Origin of the sequence: Mycobacterium sp. SP-6446, from assembly GCF_001954045.1 — a bacterium.
GTDB lineage: Bacteria > Actinomycetota > Actinomycetes > Mycobacteriales > Mycobacteriaceae > Mycobacterium.
The window spans coordinates 67,962-82,551 of record NZ_MBEM01000003.1 but is presented as its reverse complement, the minus strand read 5'-3'; the positions used below and the strand labels follow the sequence as shown (position 1 = coordinate 82,551).

The following is a 14,590-nucleotide window of genomic DNA, read 5'->3' as shown; positions in this document are numbered from 1 at the left end:
CCGAAGCCGGGGTGGTACCGCGATGTACCGCAGATCTTTCCCTGTACGGTACTCTGGAGTACCAAACCTGACAAGGTGCCGCATTCACCGAAAGGGGTCGGCCGTGACATCAGCGGCTGTCGATGCCGTACGCGGCGATGCGCCCGCCGAGCCGGACCCGTTTCGGTTACGGCTGCTCGACGGCCTGGCCACCTCGATCGGCGAGCGCGGCTACCGCACCACCACGGTTGCCGACATCGTTCGCCACGCGCGCACGTCCAAGCGCACGTTCTACGACCACTTCGCCGGCAAGGAACAGTGCTTCCTGGAGCTGGTGCTTGCCACTATCGAAAAGCTCGCCGAAAACATCGCCGCGGCGGTCGATCCCGAAGCGGACTGGCATCGGCAGATTCGTCAGGCCGTCGAGGCCTACGTCGGATTCATCGAGTCCCGTCCGGCGATCACGTTGAGCTGGATTCGCGAACTCCCATCCTTGGGTGCCGTCGCGCGCCCGGTCCAGCGCCGTGTGCTGCAGCTGCTGTCGGACCTGCTGATCGACCTCAGCGCCAGCCCAGGCTTCCGGCGGGCCGGCCTGCCGCCGTTGACCGCGCCGCTGGCCGTGATCCTGCTGGGTGGTCTGCGCGAACTGACCGCGCTAGCCGTCGAGGACGAAAGGGCGGTCAGGGAGATCGTCGAACCGGCCGTCGATGCGTCCGTAGCCCTGCTCGGCCCGCGGCACTAGGCTCGAGCGATGCGCCTATCCACCCGAAATCAGCTCAAAGGGACTATCACCGAGGTCGAACTCGGCAGCGTGATGGCGATCGTGAAGGTGAAGCTCGACGGCGGTGATCAGGTCGTCACGTCCTCGGTCACCAAGGATGCCGCGACCGACCTCGGCCTCGCGGTGGGGCAGAAGGCGACCGTGTTCATCAAGTCCACCGAAGTCACCATCGGCGTCGAGTAAGCCCGAAACGCGCTGCCGCAGTTTACGTTTCGAGGCGAAGAAACGCGCGTATCCGGTCGAGTACCAACTCGGGTCGCTGCTCGACGATCCAGTGCCCGGCATCGTCGACCAGCTCGACCTCGAAATCGCTTATGCGCTCGGCATACCCGTCGGTCAGATCGGCGGTGATCACCGGGTCTTTGGTGCCCGTCAGCCAACGAACGGGAACGTTGACACGGGCGTCGTCGTACTCGCCACGCATCCAGCGCAGCATCTCCTTGGTCTGGAACGAGCGATACCAGCGCGAGCCCGCCTCGGCGTGCCCGGGCTGTCGCATGCACTCGATGTACATGCGGATGTTGTCCTCGGGCAACGCGAAACCACCGCCAACCCAGGAACCCAGCATCCGGACAAAACGGGAGTCGGGGTTGCTGATGATCCGCGGACCGATGATCGGCAGCGAAATCGGGATTTGATACCAGAGCCGCCAGATGTTGCGGACGGTCGACGGATCGCGCTTCACCCAGGGCGCCAAGGTGTTCACTCCGAAAAAGCCCGTCACCTTTTCCGGATGGCGCAGCATCATGATGAACGCCACCGGTCCGCCCCAGTCATGGGCGACGAGCTTCACGGTGGCGACGCCCAGTCGATCCAGGACGCCCGCCAGGTCGTCGGCCATCTCGCTCTTGAGGTAACTGGTGCGCGGCGCCGAACTCCAGCCCGCGCCACGCAGATCGGGGCACAGCACCCGGTAGCCGTCGGCGGCCAGCGGGCCGATCATCTGGTGCCACTCCCACCAGTTCTCCGGAAAGCCGTGGACCAGCATGACCGCCGGCCCATCCGCCGGACCGGCATCGGCGACGTGGATGGTGACTCCGTCGCCCAGGTCCACGTACCTGTGTTCCACAGTGACAGAGCCGTCCAGTGCGGGCATGGTGACCATGCTCCGAAGGTAGCGGACGCCTTATGTCAGAAAGCGCTCGACGTAGGGCGCGAAGCGCGCCCGCAGATCGTCCTGCGTCAGCCCGAACATCTCGCACGACGTCTCGACGTTGCCCAGCCGGCCGCGCTGGTGGCCCGACAGGTAGTCCCCGATTGCCGCGCGCACCTCCTCGGTGAACGGTTCACCGGCCAGCGCGTAGACCCGCTCGGCGACGCCGAGTTCGTCGGCCATGAAGTGATCGAAACGGATGTCGATCGAGCGGTCCGGACCGATGGTGTCGCGATCCCGGACAAGCGCGCCGAGCATGTCCTCCAGACGGTCGATCCAGAAGCTCGCGATCCGCTGCACCGGCACCGGGGACCGGTGCATGCGGGCGGAGTAGGTGATCATCGCGATCATCGACAACGCGACCGGCACCGGGTCGCGATGGGTGAACACGACGATGCTGTCGGGGAAGACGCGATTCAGCACCGGCACCTGCTCGAGGTGCTGGGGCGACTTCAGCAGCCAACGCCGGCCGCCGCGCAGGAACTGCATCGCCTTGAGTTGGCGCGCGAGGTACTCGTAGTGCGGCGTCTGGTCGTGGGCCTGGTAGTAGTCGCGCCAGCGCGGCACGTCGCCGAGCGTCTCGAAGAGCATCGTCGAGAAGTCGTTGGCCAGGAGCTGGATCTCCTCGTGGACGTGGTCGGTGGTCATCTCGTGCATGAGCGCGAAATGCGGCATCACGGTGTTGAGCACGCTGATCGCGACGTCCATCCGCGCCCGCCGAGGATCCGGGTCCAGACCCGCCTCCTGCGGCAGCGGGAACGGTTCGACGCTTTCCCAATACGGCATCGTTCGGAAGGTCGGCGGCGCAGCCAGCAGATTGTGCAAGTGGGTGGTGCCGGTGCGTGGCAGACCGGCGATCACGACCGGCGCCCGCAGCTCGATGTCGTCGATCTCGGGATGCCGTCCCACGAGGTCGGTCAGCAGCAGCCGGTTCTTGAGCAATTGCAGTAGCTGCCCGTAGAAGTTGACGACCCCGGCGCCGTGCAGGCCGTCGATGTCCCGCAGCGCGCCGAGGTAGACGTCGAGCCGTTCTCGGTAGTCGTCTCGGCCGAAATCGTCCAGGCCGGTGTCGGAGCTGGCCTGCGCATGCAACGCGTCGGCGTCCAGCGGGCAGTGCGGGGCCATCGCGGCCATCATGTCGAGGATCTGCTGCGCCTCGGCGCTGAACCTGGGCTGGGCCAGGTCGTCGAGGCGGACGTGCATCGCGGCTTCGGTCACGGCGACTTATGTTACTCTGAGTTTCGTAATGGTAGTAGACCTCGGTCGCCCCCGTGACCCACGTATCGACGGCGCGGTGCTGCGCGCGACGATCGAACTCCTCGCCGAGACCGGCTATCCCGGCCTGTTGGTGTCCGCCATCGCCGAGCGGGCCGGTACCAGCAAGCCCGCGATCTACCGGCGCTGGCCGAGCAAGGCCCATCTGGTGCACGAGGCCGTGTTCCCGATCGGCGCCGCAACCGAGATTCCCGATACCGGTTCGCTGCCCGAGGACCTGCGCGAAATGGTGCGCCGTTCGATGGCCGTCCTCACCACACCGGCGGCCAGGGCGGCCCTGCCCGGGCTGGTCGGCGAGATGGCAGCGGATCCGACCCTGCATTCTGCGCTCCTGGAGCGGTTCGCCGGCATCATCGGCGGTGGTCTCGCCGAGCGGCTCGAGGCCGCCGCGGCCGCCGGCGAGGTCCGCCCCGACGTGACGGCCGCCGAACTGGCGGAGGCCATCGCCGGCATCACGCTACTGGGCTTGCTCACCCGCGGCGCCGAACTCGATGACGCCTGGGTCGAACGCACAACCACGTTGCTGCTGAAAGGAATCCGTGCATGACCGAACACGAGTCGACCGCCGCGTGGCGCGAGCTGGTGACCATGATCGGCGAGCTCGACCGCTCCTTCCTCGAGGGCGACCGAGCGGTCACCGACGACCGGCACGTCGCCGACGGCTACCGCATGCTCGCCACCACCTTGGGCGTGGCGTTCGACACGTACCTGTTCCCCGAGCCCGGTCACCCGCAGTTCGTCGCGGTCAACACCCCGTTCCGCCGCGATCGTCGCTGGGGCGGCGACAACACCGACGCCTACTACTTCCTGTGCCCGGTCGATCCGAACCGGCGCTACCGCATCAGCGGCAACAAGGGTGACAGCGTGTACTTTTCGGTGACGGCGTACAACGAACCGTCGCCCGGGGCATGGTCGGACCGGGTGGTGGCGATCGTCCGGGACACCGACCTCGACGTCGACGCGCAGGGCAACTTCAGCTTCGAATTCCCCGCGACACCGGACGCGGCCGTGCTGATGACCCGTGACTACCAAGCCGACCCGCTGACCGGGCGCCCGGTTGCCTGGCAGATCGAGGCTCTCGACGAGGCGGAACCGATACGACACGGCGATGCCGAAACCGCTGCCCGGCTGCGGGCGACGGCGGCCTGGTTGCGCACGATGTTTGCCATCATTCCACTGGCCGTCGGCACGCGGGCCGACGATGAGCACGGACTCGGGCACGAGACCGCGCACGCCGCAAACGAATTTGCCGCTCCGTATCAAGTGCCCGACGCCAACTTCGGCTGGTCGGCGCGCGACGCCTGCTACTCCTACGGCAGCTTCGTGCTCGACGACGACGAAGCCCTGGTCATCACGCACCAACCTCCGTCGTGCAGGTTCTGGAACCTGGTGGTGTGGAATCAGTTCATGGCCACGTTCGGCGCGTCGGATGCCCGCTGCTCCATCAACGGCCACAGCGCCGCGCTCAACAGCGACGGCTCGGTGACTATCGTCTTGTCCCGCGGGACCACGGCCCACCCGAATTCACTGACAGCGCTGGGCTATCCGCGCGGCAACCTTGCCTTCCGATGGTTCCTTGCCGACGGTGTGCCGGCAAGGCCCGAGGTGAAACTGGTGAAGGCGTCGGACGCCCCCACCGCCGTCACCTGACCTGCCGAGCGCCGCCACCTAACCCGCCGAGCGTGAAACTGTGGCGAGATTTCTGCGAAAAAGCCTCCACCAGTTCACGTTCGGCGACGATCAAGCGGCCCCACGAACGACATCGACAGGGTCGCCGGCGGTGTCTCTCCGAGACCCCGGGAAGCTCAGCTTGACGATCTTGCGGACGACGGTGCCGAACTGCCGCAGCAGCGGGCCCTTGTTGTAGGGAATGCCATAGCGCGCGCAGATCTCCTGCACCTCGGGTGCGATCTCGGCGTACCGGCGCGCCGGCATGTCCGGGAACAAGTGGTGCTCGATCTGGTGCGACAGGTTGCCGGACAGCAGGTGGAAGAGCCTGCCCCCGGTCAGATTCGCCGAGCCGAGCACCTGGCGGAAGTACCACATGCCGCGGGATTCGTCCTTGGTCTCCTCGACGGTGAATTCCTGTGTGCCGTCCGGGAAGTGGCCGCAGAAGATGATCATGTAGGACCACACGTTGCGCATCAGGTTGGCCGTCAGGTTGCCGGCGAAGACGAACGGTGCGAACGGACCGGCCAGCAGCGGGAAGGCGACGTAGTCCTTGAGCGACTGCCGGCGTGTCTTCTTCCAGATGGCCCGAAGGACCTCTCGCTTGTCGTCCAGGCTGATCTCGCCGGAGCGGATGCGCTCGGTTTCCAGCTCGTGCAGCGCGACGCCGTACTGGAACAACACCATCAGCAGGAAGGCGTAGACCGGGTTGCCCAGGAAGTACGGGGTCCAGCGCTGGTCCTCGCTCATCCGCAGGATGCCGTAGCCGATGTCGCGGTCCATCCCCACGATGTTGGTGTGGGTGTGGTGCATGTAGTTGTGCGAGTGCCGCCACTGGTCGGCCGGGCAGGCGGTGTCCCATTCGAAGGAACGCCCGGAGATCGTCGGGTCACGCATCCAGTCGTACTGGCCGTGCATGATGTTGTGCCCGATCTCCATGTTGTCCAGGATTTTCGCGACGCCCAGCATCGCGGTGCCCACCAGCCAGGCCGGGGGCAGGAACAACAGGGCACGTCCGCCGACCTCCAGCGCGCGCTGGGCCTTGATGACGCGGCGGATGTAGTCGGCGTCCTTCTCGCCCAGGTCCGCCATCACGCGTTCCTTGATGGCGTCGAGTTCGCGGCCGAAGGCGTCGGCCTGTTCCGGGGTCAGGGTGATCTTGTTGGGTGTCATGGGAACTCCTTTCGAGGTCCACCGCGACTGTGAATTTCGCGACGCGACACGCCGCGTGGGCGTCGCCAGATTCACACTCGCGCACATTTATTGGCCTAAAGGGATAGGTCGACGTCGCCGACGGGGACGGACACGCAGATCTGGACGTCCTCGTCGGGGCAGGTCGAGACCGCGCCGGTGACCAGGTTGCGCACCGTGCCGGCCGTCTTGCGCCGGGTGCAGGTGTGGCAGATTCCCATGCGGCAGCCGTTCTCGGGGGTCAGGCCGGCTGATTCGGCCTGTTCCAGCAGCGAGCGGCCGTCGTCGACGACATCAATGCCGCTGTCCGCGAACGTGATTCGGCCACCGGATGGGTTCGCCGACGGCTCGAAGGCCGGCGGCACGAAGCTTTCGGTGTGCACGTTGTCGCAGTGCTCGCGGACCGCCTCGACCAATGCCGTTGGCCCGCAGACGAATACCACATCCGGCGAAGGCATCGCGGCGTCCAGGTGCTCGCGCCCGAAGCGGCCGGTCAAATCGCCGTCGTCGGATCGGGTGTAACCGTGCAGCACCCGCACCCCGGGCAGGCCGTTATGGGCGGCAAGTTCCTCGCGATAGCACGCCTCAGCGGCGCTGCGCGCGTAGTGGATGAACGCGACCTCGGCTCCAGGGGTTTGCGGATGGCGCTCGGCGATCAGCGTCCGCAGCATCGCCATGACGGGCGTGATGCCGCTTCCGCCGGAGACGAACAGGATGCGCCGCGGTCGCTGCGCCGGCAACACAAAGTCCCCGCCGACGCCTGCCAGGCCGACCACCATGCCGCGACGGGCGCGCTCGTACAGGTAGGTCGAGACCACCCCGCCGTCGTGGTGACCGATCGTCAGCTCCAGGTACGAGCTGCCTTCGGCGTTGGCAGGCGAGTAGCAGCGGGTGTGCCGGCGGCCGTCGATGTCGACGGTGACGTTGACGTACTGACCCGCCTCGATGGTATGGGCTGATGCGAAGGCCTCGTTCGGAGCGAGGGTGAGGGTGACGCTGCGCGGAGTGGTCCTGCGGACGTCGACGACTTTGGCGCGGCCGTCTCCCGACGTCCAGGTCGGCGCGACCAGCTCGGTGTAGCGGTCGACGCCGTGGGGACCCGTGAGCAAGCCGACCAGGTCGGAACCCAGGACTCGCTTCTGGAAAGCTTTGACAAAGCGCCGACCGGAGGTCTGAGCGGTTTGAGTGAACATATGTACACCGTGCGCCCGTCTGACCCAGCTAGTCAAGGGTTTCTACCCGTATGTGGTAGGGTTCACAATAGTGAACAGTCGTACTCCTGGCTCACGGTCGCGTAAGTCCGGCCGCGACGGCGCACGCGAAAGCCCCTCGCGCGGCGAGCGCAAGGAGGCCACCAGGCGTGCCATCATCGCCGCGGCCCTCAAGCTGCTGCAGGACCGCAGCTTTTCCAGCCTGAGCTTGCGTGAGGTGACGCGGGAGGTCGGGATCGTGCCCGCCGCGTTCTATCGCCATTTCGAGTCGATGGAGGCGCTCGGGCTGGTGTTGATCGATGAGTCGTTTCGCACGCTGCGGGACACCCTGCGCGGGGCGCGGGCGGGCAAGCTCGACCCCACCCGCGTGATCGAGTCGTCGGTCGAGATCGTCGTCGCCAGCATCACCGAACGCCGCGAGCACTGGCGGTTTATCTATCGGGAGCGCTCGGGCGGAGTCACCGTGCTGCGCTATGCGATCCGCACCGAGCTGCGCCTGATCACCTCGGAGCTGGCCACCGACCTGGCGCGATTTCCCGGCCTGCACGAATGGAGCACCGAGGATCTCAACGTGCTGGCGACGCTGTTCGTCAACGCGATGATCGTGATCGCCGAGGCCATCGAGGACGCCCAGAGCACCGAGGCGCTGGAAGACGTGCGCCGGCTTGCGGTCAAACAACTGCGGTTGATCACCATCGGCATCGCCGGCTGGCGCAGCAGCCCGTGAACCGCTACCGCGGCGCCCGCCACATTGCCCACATCGTCGGGCCGCCGTCCGGGAGCACGATCTCACGGGTCACCGTGAAGCCGAAACGTTCGTAATACGGCACGTTTTCGCTTTTGGTCGACTCGAGATAGGCCGGTGCGTGTTCGGCGTCAACGCGGTCCAGGCGGGACCGCATCAGGACCTGACCGAAGCCCTGGCCGCGTACCAACGGATCGCTACCGATCACGGCCAGATACCAGTGCGGCTCTTCGGGGTGGACGCGTTTCATCAGTTCCTGCACCGCGCGTCCCCGCATCGACCGAAGACCGAATACGCGGATGAACGTCGGTTTCATCGCCCACTGCCCCCACCGCGTTTCCTGCCAGTGATTCGGCGGATCCCACAGCGCCGCCGCGCCCACGCCCGGCCCGTCGCAGGCCACCTCCACGCCGCCGAGGGCCAGATGGTGGTGCCGGGTCATCGCCGTGAACATGCGACGCAGTTGCGCGATCCGGGCCTTCTCGTCGGGGAGGAGCCAGATCATCACCGGATCGTCGTAGAACGCGCGGGCCAACGTGTGCGCCAGCGCGCCGAGATCGTCTTTACGCGCCGGGCGCGCCTGTGGACTCACACAAGTCAGGCTAGCGAGTGTCGTCGCCGGAGCGGCGGGTATTCCGGCCCGATGACTGGCATCTCACGTCGGACGTTCGGCCGGATGGCCGCGGGTGCGGGCGTGCTCGGAACGACCGGATTGTCGGGCGCGTGCGGCAAACCCGGGGCCGACCACGCCGGGCCTACGACGCCGCCGCCGGCGGGCAAGGGTGTGGGGTTCGTGCTCTCGCACGAGCAGTTCCGCACCGATCGGCTGGTGGCGCAAGCCCGAGCGGCCGAAGAGGCGGGTTTCCAATACGTGTGGGCGAGCGACCACATCCAGCCCTGGCAGGACAACGAGGGCCATTCGATGTTCCCGTGGCTGACGCTGGCGTTGGTCGGTACCAACACGAGTCGCGTTTCCTTCGGCACCGGCGTGACCTGCCCCACCTACCGCTATCACCCAGCGACGGTAGCGCAGGCGTTCGCCTCGCTGGCGATCCTCAATCCAGGACGGGTGTTCTTGGGCGTCGGCACCGGCGAGCGGCTCAACGAACAGGCCACGACCAACACGTTCGGTAACTACACCGAGCGCCACGACCGATTGGTCGAGGCCATCGGATTGATCCGCCAGCTGTGGAGCGGCTCACGAATTTCCTTCCCCGGCCGCTATTTTCAGACGAACTCGCTGAAACTCTACGACGTGCCCGAAACGCCTCCACCGATCTTCGTGGCGGCCGGTGGGCCCAAAAGCGCGACACTGGCCGGCCAGTACGGCGACGGATGGATCACCCAGGCCCACGACGTGACCAATTCGAAGCTGCTCGCCGCTTTCGCCGCCGGCGCGAAAGCCGCGGGCCGCGATCCCGCCGGCCTGGGTAAGCGCGCCGAAATGTTCGCCGTCGTCGGCGACGGCGCGGAAGCCGCCCGCGCCGCCGCCCAGTGGCGGTTCACCGCCGGGGCCGTCGACCAGCCCAATCCCGTCGAGATACAGCGCGCCGCCGAATCGAACCCGATCGACAAGGTGCTCGCCAACTGGACGGTCGGCACCGACCCGGGAACACACGTCACTGCGGTGCAAGCGGTGCTCGACGCCGGTGCCGTCCCGTTTTTGCACTTCCCGCAGGACGACCCCATCGCAGCGATTCACTTCTACCGCACCAACGTGCTCCCCAAGCTGCACTAGTGGTTAGCGGCGCCGCGTCGAGGTGTCTGCGCGGGCGCATCTACGATGACTCCATCAACGAGGCCGGCGCGACGCTGCGCCGGGGAACGGTTGGCCACGGTGTGGGACTTCGAAACGGACCCCGAATACCAGGCGAAGCTGGACTGGGTCGAGAAATTCATGGTCGACGAGCTGGAACCGCTCGATCTGGTCGCCCTTGATCCTTACGACAAACAGAACGCCGAGATGATGGCCATCCTGCGGCCGCTACAGCAGCAGGTAAAGGAGCAAGGTCTGTGGGCCGCGCATCTGGGGCCCGAGCTCGGCGGTCAGGGCTTCGGCCAGGTCAAGCTCGCGCTGCTCAACGAAATCCTCGGGCGCTCCCGTTGGGCCCCGTCTGTGTTCGGCTGCCAGGCACCCGACTCGGGCAACGCCGAGATCCTCGCGCTGTTCGGCACCGACGAGCAGAAGGCGCGCTACTTGCAGCCACTGCTCGATGGCGAGATCTCCTCCTGCTACTCGATGACCGAGCCGCAGGGCGGCTCCGATCCCGGGATGTTCGTGACGAGCGCAACCCGCGACGGTGACGACTGGGTGATCAACGGCGAGAAGTGGTTCTCCTCCAACGCCAAGCATGCGTCGTTCTTCATCGTCATGGCCGTCACCAAGCCCGACGCGCGCACCTACGACAAGATGTCGCTGTTCATCGTTCCGGGCGAGACGCCGGGCATCGAGATCATCCGCAACGTCGGGGTGGGAGGCGAGTCGAAGCACGGCTCGCATGGCTACGTCCGTTACAACGAGGTCCGGGTACCGGCCGATCATGTGCTGGGCGGCGAGGGATCGGCCTTCATGATCGCGCAGACCCGCCTCGGCGGCGGCCGCATCCACCATGCGATGCGTACAATCGCGTTGGCGCGCAAGGCTTTTGATATGATGTGCGAGCGTGCGGTGTCACGCAAGACCAGGAATGGCCATCTGTCCGACTTCCAGATGACGCAGGAAAAGATCGCCGACAGCTGGATTCAGATCGAGCAGTTCCGGCTGCTGGTGCTGCGCACCGCGTGGTTGATCGACAAGCATCACGACTACCAGAAGGTGCGCCGCGACATCGCCGCGGTGAAGGTCGCCATGCCCCAGGTGCTCCACGATGTCGCGCAGCGCGCGCTGCACCTGCACGGCGCGCTCGGCGTCTCCGACGAGATGCCGTTCGTCAAGATGCTGGTGGCCGCCGAATCACTGGGCATCGCCGACGGCGCCACCGAATTGCACAAGATGACGGTCGCCCGCCGGACGTTGCGCGAATATCAGCCCGTAACAACGCCTTTCCCGTCGCAGCACATCCCCACCCGGCGCGCGGAGGCCCAGGCCCGGCTGGCCGAGCGCCTGGAACACTCGATCGCCGAGTTCTGACGGCGCGCGCGGCGAGATTGCCGTGAGGGTCGTGATTCGGGCGCCGACCACAGCCATGGCGGCAATCTCGGCGACGGCGCAGCTGCGTCAGGAGATGTAGCGGACGATACTTTCGGCCACGCACGCCGGCTTCGGCGATCCATCGATCTCGACGGTGGTCGACACGATCGCCTGCACCGCACCGTTGCCGAGATCGTCGACGCTGACCAGTGAGCTCTGCGCCCGCACCCGGGAGCCGACCGGTACCGGCGCCGGGAAGCGAACCTTGTTGAGGCCGTAGTTGATCGCGAGCTTGATGCCGTTGACCGTGTACATCTGGTGCTGCAGGCGCGGCAACAACGACAGGGTCATGAAGCCGTGGGCGATGGTGCCGCCGAACGGGCCGGCGGCCGCTTTCTCCGGGTCGACGTGGATCCATTGGTGATCGCCGGTCGCGTCCGCAAACAGATTGACGTCTTTCTGGGTGATGGTCACCCAGTCGCTCTGCCCGATGGTCTCGCCCGCCGCGGCGGCGAGGTCGGCGACTGACTCGAAGGTGCGCATTCGGTGTTCTCCTCTGCTCGCGGGTAAGCATAGAACTCGTGAGGCTGCTGCTGATCGCCGATACCCACGTCCCGCGCCGGGCTCGCGACCTGCCCACGCGGGTGTGGGACGAGGTCGCCGACGCGGATGTGGTCGTGCACGCGGGCGACTGGGTCGTGCCCGAGCTGCTCGACGAGCTCGAAGCCAGGGCCGCCCGGCTGGTGGCGTGCTGGGGCAACAACGACGGGCCCGCGCTGCGCGCGCGGTTGCCCGAACGGGCCGACGCGAAGCTGGAGGGCCTGCACCTCACCGTGGTTCATGAGACGGGCGCCGCGGCGGGACGTGAGGCCCGCATGTCGCGGCTCTATCCCGACAGCGATGTGCTGGTGTTCGGGCACAGTCACATCCCGTGGGATACGACCACACAAACGGGGTTGCGGCTGCTCAATCCCGGTTCTCCCACCGATCGGCGACGGCAACCGTTCTGCACTTACATGACCGCGAGCGTCGACAATGGGGTGCTCACCGGCGTCGATCTCCATCGCCTCGAAAAGTAGCTCCCGAAAAGTAGCTGATGTCTAACCCCCGCACAGCTCGCACACATATTTAGCTCGGAAACAGAGCTATTATGGACCTTATGCAGACGCGCACCGACTTGGTCACCGAGGTGTTCGGCGTGGTCGGAAGACTGCGCCGGCAGCTCCGCCGATCGGCCGGTCGCGGCCTGGATTCCGGGCGGCTCACCGAGTCGCAGTCCGAGCTGTTGTGGCTCGTCGGGCGGCGACCGGGGATCTCGGTGCGCCGCGCCGCCGCGGAGCTAGGGCTGGTGCCCAACACCGCCTCAACCCTGGTCTCCAAGCTGGTGGCGAACGGGTGGCTGATCCGGACCGTGGACGAGACCGACCGGCGCGCCTGCCAGCTACGGCTCGCCGAGCCCACCCAGCAGGTCGTCGACGCATCACGCGCCGCGCGGCGAGCGCTGATGTCCGAGGTGCTCGGCGAACTGGACGAGGACCAAATCGAATCTCTGACAAAGGGATTGGAGGTCCTGGACACGATGACCCGACTATTGCAGGAGCGACGCTCATGAGCCTGCCGATGGCGATCGACTGCCGGAACCTGACCTACCGCTATGGCCAGTTCACCGCGGTCGACGACCTGACATTGCAAGTACGCCCCGGCGAGACGATGGGCCTGCTGGGCCCCAACGGCGCAGGAAAGACCACCCTGGTCCGAATGCTCACCACGCTAGCCCCCATCCAGCAGGGTGAGCTGCGCGTCTTTGGGCTGGACTCCCGCCGCCAGACCACAGATATCCGGAGCAATATCGGCTATGTGCCACAACAGCTTTCGATCGAGCCGGCCTTAACGGGTCGCCAGAACGTGGAGTGGTTCGCCCGGCTGTACGGGGTGTCCCGCGCCGATCGCGCCGAGCGCGTCGAACAGGCGCTGGCCGCCATGGAGCTGCTCGACGTGGCCGAACGGCTGGCGGGGACCTACTCGGGCGGCATGGTGCGCCGGTTGGAGGTGGCGCAGGCCCTGGTCAACCGCCCGTCACTGCTGGTGCTCGACGAGCCGACGGTCGGGCTGGACCCCATCGCCCGCGACGGCGTGTGGACCCAAGTGCGGAACATGCAGGCGCGGTTCGGCATGACCGTATTGCTCACCACCCATTACATGGAAGAGGCCGACGCGTTGTGCGATCGCGTCGCGCTGATGCATCGCGGCGTATTGCGCGCGGTGGGTACGCCCGCCGACTTGAAGGCCCGGGTATCCAAGGTGTCGCCCGGCGCGACGCTCGAGGACGTGTTCCGGCACTACGCCGCCTCCGATCTCACGCAGGCGCCGTCCGATTTCCGCGAAATCCGGTCCAGCAGAAGGGTTGCCAGCCGTGCCAGTTAACCATGCCTGCACAGCCCCGGCGGTCGTAATTCGCGCGCCGCGCGGATGGCAACGAGTCCGCGCGACAGCGGGCCGCATCGGGGCATTCGCCATCGTGGAAATGCAGAAGCTGCAGCACGACCGGACGGAACTTCTCACCCGCATGATTCAACCGGCGCTGTGGCTGCTGATCTTCGGTACCACGTTCAGCAAGTTGCACGTAATTAACACCGGGTCGGTGTCCTATCTGGCCTTCCTGGCGCCCGGCATCATCGCCCAGTCGGCGCTGTTCATCTCGATCTTCTATGGCATCCAGATCATCTGGGACCGCGACGCCGGCGTGCTCGCCAAACTCATGGTGACACCGTCGCCCGCGTCGGCGCTCATCACCGGAAAGGCCTTCGCGGCCGGGGTGCGATCGGTCGCACAGGTTGTCGGCGTGCTGGCGCTGGCGTATGTGATGGGCATCGGGCTGACCATGAATCCGCTGCGGGTGCTGGCGGCGATGGCGACCGTCATGCTCGGTGCCGCGTTCTTCGCCTGCCTGTCGATGACGCTGGCCGGGCTGGTTCGCAGTCGCGATCGGCTGATGGGCATCGGGCAGGCCATCACGATGCCGCTGTTCTTCGCCTCCAATGCGTTGTACCCGGTCGACGTGATGCCGGGGTGGTTGCACGCGCTGAGCGTGGTCAACCCGTTGAGCTACGAGGTCGACGCCCTGCGGGCCTTCTTGATCGGCGCGCCACTGAACCCGTTGGACATCGTCGTGTTGGTGGTGGCTGCGGTCATCGGAATCGCGACGGCCTCGACACTGTCGCGCCGCCTCGTTGCGTAGCGGAATGCGATAGCGCAGTTGCCATCTCATGTGAAGGCGGCGGGGCGCTTCCGATAGCCAATTGTGATCGGAGCGTGACGATTTCGGGCCGACGCCCAATCGTTGCCTAACCGCGACTTCAAACTCCGGCCGTGACAGCCGATTTGCGCGCTGTCGCTGTGTTTCACTCCCCGAGAACGGATTCGACCGCTGCTCGCGGCAGATGAAGGATGGGTAGGA

General features: G+C 66.4%; 17 protein-coding genes. 11 read left to right on the top strand and 6 right to left on the bottom strand.

Annotation, left to right across the window (positions count from 1 at the left end):
* Nucleotides 1–103 precede the first annotated feature (103 nt).
* Both A5736_RS00460 and A5736_RS00455 read left to right on the top strand, forming a co-directional pair.
* The gene (locus A5736_RS00460) at nucleotides 104–721 is read left to right on the top strand and encodes a TetR/AcrR family transcriptional regulator (RefSeq protein ID WP_076121475.1); all 618 of its coding nucleotides are present in this window, start codon (nucleotides 104–106) and stop codon (nucleotides 719–721) included.
* Between the two features lie 9 nt (nucleotides 722–730).
* Nucleotides 731–943, top strand: a complete 213-nt coding sequence (locus tag A5736_RS00455) for a molybdopterin-binding protein (RefSeq protein ID WP_076243920.1) — start codon at nucleotides 731–733, stop codon at nucleotides 941–943.
* 22 nt (nucleotides 944–965) lie between these two features.
* Here the strand turns inward: A5736_RS00455 and A5736_RS00450 are convergent, their stop codons facing one another.
* Nucleotides 966–1,865 (bottom strand): alpha/beta fold hydrolase, encoded by a 900-nt coding sequence (locus A5736_RS00450; RefSeq protein ID WP_076121471.1) that lies wholly within the window; start codon nucleotides 1,863–1,865, stop codon nucleotides 966–968.
* A gap of 21 nt (nucleotides 1,866–1,886) precedes the next feature.
* Nucleotides 1,887–3,116, bottom strand: coding sequence for a sulfotransferase (locus A5736_RS00445; protein WP_175611149.1), 1,230 nt, complete (start codon nucleotides 3,114–3,116; stop codon nucleotides 1,887–1,889).
* A 43-nt stretch (nucleotides 3,117–3,159) separates the two neighbouring features.
* Here A5736_RS00445 and A5736_RS00440 point away from each other — a divergent pair, with 43 nt between their 5' ends.
* Nucleotides 3,160–3,735: a TetR/AcrR family transcriptional regulator gene (locus tag A5736_RS00440; protein WP_076121467.1), complete on the top strand. Its 576-nt coding sequence runs from the start codon at nucleotides 3,160–3,162 to the stop codon at nucleotides 3,733–3,735.
* Nucleotides 3,732–4,838, top strand: coding sequence for a DUF1214 domain-containing protein (locus A5736_RS00435; protein WP_076243917.1), 1,107 nt, complete (start codon nucleotides 3,732–3,734; stop codon nucleotides 4,836–4,838). The genes A5736_RS00440 and A5736_RS00435 overlap by 4 nt, the downstream gene beginning before the upstream one ends.
* 90 nt (nucleotides 4,839–4,928) lie before the next feature.
* Here the strand turns inward: A5736_RS00435 and A5736_RS00430 are convergent, their stop codons facing one another.
* Both A5736_RS00430 and A5736_RS00425 read right to left on the bottom strand, forming a co-directional pair.
* Complete coding sequence (locus A5736_RS00430; RefSeq protein WP_076243916.1) at nucleotides 4,929–6,029, bottom strand: acyl-CoA desaturase; 1,101 nt, start codon at nucleotides 6,027–6,029, stop codon at nucleotides 4,929–4,931.
* Nucleotides 6,030–6,124: 95 nt separating this feature from the next.
* A complete protein-coding gene (locus tag A5736_RS00425; RefSeq protein WP_076243914.1) occupies nucleotides 6,125–7,240 on the bottom strand; it encodes a flavin reductase family protein in 1,116 nt (371 codons plus the stop codon).
* Nucleotides 7,241–7,310: 70 nt separating this feature from the next.
* On the opposite strand from A5736_RS00425, the gene A5736_RS00420 reads away from it, so the two are divergent.
* Nucleotides 7,311–7,985 carry a TetR family transcriptional regulator gene (locus A5736_RS00420; protein WP_076243913.1) on the top strand — a complete coding sequence of 225 codons (675 nt, stop codon included), beginning with the start codon at nucleotides 7,311–7,313 and terminating at the stop codon, nucleotides 7,983–7,985.
* Nucleotides 7,986–7,989: 4 nt separating this feature from the next.
* On the opposite strand, the gene A5736_RS00415 is transcribed toward A5736_RS00420, so the two are convergent.
* Complete coding sequence (locus A5736_RS00415) at nucleotides 7,990–8,595, bottom strand: GNAT family N-acetyltransferase (RefSeq protein WP_076243911.1); 606 nt, start codon at nucleotides 8,593–8,595, stop codon at nucleotides 7,990–7,992.
* A gap of 51 nt (nucleotides 8,596–8,646) precedes the next feature.
* Here A5736_RS00415 and A5736_RS00410 point away from each other — a divergent pair, with 51 nt between their 5' ends.
* A complete protein-coding gene (locus A5736_RS00410) occupies nucleotides 8,647–9,741 on the top strand; it encodes a F420-dependent hydroxymycolic acid dehydrogenase (RefSeq protein ID WP_076243910.1) in 1,095 nt (364 codons plus the stop codon).
* Nucleotides 9,742–9,840: 99 nt separating this feature from the next.
* On the top strand, nucleotides 9,841–11,133 hold the full coding sequence (locus tag A5736_RS00405; protein ID WP_198938102.1) for an acyl-CoA dehydrogenase family protein: 1,293 nt from the start codon (nucleotides 9,841–9,843) through the stop codon (nucleotides 11,131–11,133).
* A gap of 87 nt (nucleotides 11,134–11,220) precedes the next feature.
* Here A5736_RS00405 and A5736_RS00400 read toward each other — a convergent pair whose 3' ends face one another.
* Complete coding sequence (locus A5736_RS00400) at nucleotides 11,221–11,676, bottom strand: MaoC family dehydratase (RefSeq protein WP_076243908.1); 456 nt, start codon at nucleotides 11,674–11,676, stop codon at nucleotides 11,221–11,223.
* 38 nt (nucleotides 11,677–11,714) lie between these two features.
* On the opposite strand from A5736_RS00400, the gene A5736_RS00395 reads away from it, so the two are divergent.
* The 4 genes from A5736_RS00395 to A5736_RS00380 all read left to right on the top strand — a co-directional run bounded on the left by A5736_RS00395 (nucleotide 11,715) and on the right by A5736_RS00380 (nucleotide 14,371).
* Nucleotides 11,715–12,212, top strand: coding sequence for a metallophosphoesterase (locus tag A5736_RS00395; RefSeq protein WP_076243907.1), 498 nt, complete (start codon nucleotides 11,715–11,717; stop codon nucleotides 12,210–12,212).
* A 71-nt stretch (nucleotides 12,213–12,283) separates the two neighbouring features.
* Nucleotides 12,284–12,745: a MarR family winged helix-turn-helix transcriptional regulator gene (locus tag A5736_RS00390; protein WP_076121447.1), complete on the top strand. Its 462-nt coding sequence runs from the start codon at nucleotides 12,284–12,286 to the stop codon at nucleotides 12,743–12,745.
* Nucleotides 12,742–13,557 carry an ATP-binding cassette domain-containing protein gene (locus A5736_RS00385; RefSeq protein ID WP_076243905.1) on the top strand — a complete coding sequence of 272 codons (816 nt, stop codon included), beginning with the start codon at nucleotides 12,742–12,744 and terminating at the stop codon, nucleotides 13,555–13,557. The genes A5736_RS00390 and A5736_RS00385 overlap by 4 nt, the downstream gene beginning before the upstream one ends.
* A complete protein-coding gene (locus tag A5736_RS00380) occupies nucleotides 13,547–14,371 on the top strand; it encodes an ABC transporter permease (protein ID WP_076243904.1) in 825 nt (274 codons plus the stop codon). Before A5736_RS00385 ends, A5736_RS00380 begins: the two co-directional genes overlap by 11 nt.
* The last annotated feature ends 219 nt before the right edge of the window (nucleotides 14,372–14,590 follow it).

Bases quoted from the DNA above. Each gene is read 5' to 3' on its own strand.
- A5736_RS00455 (WP_076243920.1), top strand. From the start codon at position 731: ATGCGCCTATCCACCCGAAATCAGCTCAAAGGGACTATCACCGAGGTC.
- A5736_RS00450 (WP_076121471.1), bottom strand. From the start codon at position 1,865: ATGGTCACCATGCCCGCACTGGACGGCTCTGTCACTGTGGAACACAGG.
- A5736_RS00445 (WP_175611149.1), bottom strand. From the start codon at position 3,116: ATGCACGTCCGCCTCGACGACCTGGCCCAGCCCAGGTTCAGCGCCGAG.
- A5736_RS00440 (WP_076121467.1), top strand. From the start codon at position 3,160: ATGGTAGTAGACCTCGGTCGCCCCCGTGACCCACGTATCGACGGCGCG.
- A5736_RS00435 (WP_076243917.1), top strand. From the start codon at position 3,732: ATGACCGAACACGAGTCGACCGCCGCGTGGCGCGAGCTGGTGACCATG.
- A5736_RS00430 (WP_076243916.1), bottom strand. From the start codon at position 6,029: ATGACACCCAACAAGATCACCCTGACCCCGGAACAGGCCGACGCCTTC.
- A5736_RS00425 (WP_076243914.1), bottom strand. From the start codon at position 7,240: ATGTTCACTCAAACCGCTCAGACCTCCGGTCGGCGCTTTGTCAAAGCT.
- A5736_RS00410 (WP_076243910.1), top strand. From the start codon at position 8,647: ATGACTGGCATCTCACGTCGGACGTTCGGCCGGATGGCCGCGGGTGCG.
- A5736_RS00400 (WP_076243908.1), bottom strand. From the start codon at position 11,676: ATGCGCACCTTCGAGTCAGTCGCCGACCTCGCCGCCGCGGCGGGCGAG.
- A5736_RS00390 (WP_076121447.1), top strand. From the start codon at position 12,284: ATGGACCTTATGCAGACGCGCACCGACTTGGTCACCGAGGTGTTCGGC.
- A5736_RS00385 (WP_076243905.1), top strand. From the start codon at position 12,742: ATGAGCCTGCCGATGGCGATCGACTGCCGGAACCTGACCTACCGCTAT.